The following is a 1,686-nucleotide window of genomic DNA, read 5'->3' on the forward strand; positions in this document are numbered from 1 at the left end:
GCTGCACGAGGATCGGATCTTCGAATGAGCGGCCCGTCGCCTGCAACGAGCGCGCGAGCTTCCGCGGAGATTCCGCTGTGCCAGCCTCCCGATCCCGCTCCCCGCAAGCCCAGGCTGATCTGCCCGCCGGGGACCGCGGATTGCCATGTGCATGTCTATGGCCCCGCCGACCGCTATCCCGTGGCCGCGACGCGCGCCTTCGATGTGCCCGACGCCTTGCCGGCGCGGCTGCGCGCGCTGCACGACACCCTGGGCGTCGAGCGCCTGGTGCTCGTGCAGCCCAGCGGCTATGGCACCGACAACCGGCGGCACCTGGAGGCGGTGGCCGAGCTGGGCCGGCCGGCGCGCGTCATCGTCGCGCTGCGGGCCGAGGTGCAGGATGCCGAACTGGACCGCCTGCACGAAGCCGGCGTGCGGGGAGTGCGCTACAACATCGGCCATGCAGGTGCCGTCCCGCTGGCCGAGATGCCCGCGCTGGCGGCGCGCATCGCCCGCCTGGGTTGGCATGTGCAGCTCCACGTCATGGATGACCAGGGCCGAGCTCCGCTGGCCGAGATGGAGCCCACCCTGCGCGAACTGCCCACCGACGTCGTGATCGACCACATGGGCTCGCTCAGGCCGGGAGACGGCGTGGGGCAGCCTGGCTTCCAGGCGCTGCTGAGGCTGGTGAACACGGGGCGGTGCTGGGTCAAGCTGTCCTGCGGCTACCGGATGTCGGCGCTGCCTCCGCCCTACGAGGACATGGTGCCCTACGTCCAGGCGCTGCTGGCCGCCCGGCCGGACCGCCTGGTATGGGCCAGCGACTGGCCGCACGTCTCGTTCAAGGGCGAGATGCCCAACACCACGGACCTGCTGGACCAGATGCTGACCTGGGTGCCCGACGGAGCACAGCGCCACCAGATCCTGGTGCGCAACCCCGAGCAGTTGTACGGGTTCTGAGCGGCCCGCCCCGGCGCCGCCGACCCCCTGCGATCAAAAGAAAGAGGAGACACCCATGCCCATGTTCCATCTGCTGCGCCGCGCGGCGCAGCGCGCCACGCTGCTCGTCCCGATGCTGCTGCTACCGGTCCTCCCCGCCGCTGCGCAGGCGCAGGCCGCGGCCAGCTTCCCCGCCAGGCCGGTGCGTCTGATCGTGCCCTTCCCGGCCGGTGGGCCCGCCGACGTGCTGGGCCGAGCGATCGCGCAACGCCTGTCCGAAAAGTGGCGCCAGCCCGTCGTCGTCGACAACAAGGGCGGGGCCAACACGCTGATCGCGGCGCAGGAGGCCGCCCGGGCCGCGCCCGACGGCTACACCTTGTTCATGCCCCTGGATTCGACCTACACGCTGAACCCGGCGCTGTATTCGCGGCTGCCCTACGATCCGATCAAGGACTTCGCGTCCATCTCGATCGTCGCCCGCCAGTCCCTGGTGCTCACCGCAACCGACCGGACACCCTTCAGGGCGGTGGCCGACCTGGTGGCTGCCGCCCGGGCCCAGCCCGGCAGCATCAACTACGGCTCCAGCACCACGTCCACACAGCTCGCAGGCGAGATGTTCACGCGGCAGAGCGGGATCAAGCTGGTCCAGGTGCCGTACCGCGGCGCCTCGGAGGTCGTCAAAGGAATGCTCTCGGGGGACGTCGAGGTCAGCTTCGACGGCATCGCCGCCAATGTCCCGCACATCCAGTCCGGGAAGATCCGTGCACT

The 1,686-nt window shown here is 70.6% G+C and carries 2 protein-coding genes; both read left to right on the forward strand.

Going from position 1 to position 1,686, the window contains the following annotated elements:
* Positions 1 to 147: 147 nt before the first annotated feature.
* On the forward strand, positions 148 to 939 hold the full coding sequence (locus tag DBR23_RS00700) for an amidohydrolase family protein (protein ID WP_017404465.1): 792 nt from the start codon (positions 148 to 150) through the stop codon (positions 937 to 939).
* Positions 940 to 994: 55 nt separating this feature from the next.
* Positions 995 to 1,686 (forward strand): tripartite tricarboxylate transporter substrate binding protein (locus DBR23_RS00705; protein WP_108496981.1); only part of this gene is annotated, 692 nt, incomplete at its 3' end.

This window comes from Acidovorax sp. HMWF018 (assembly GCF_003061035.1).
Lineage (GTDB): Bacteria > Pseudomonadota > Gammaproteobacteria > Burkholderiales > Burkholderiaceae_C > Acidovorax > Acidovorax delafieldii.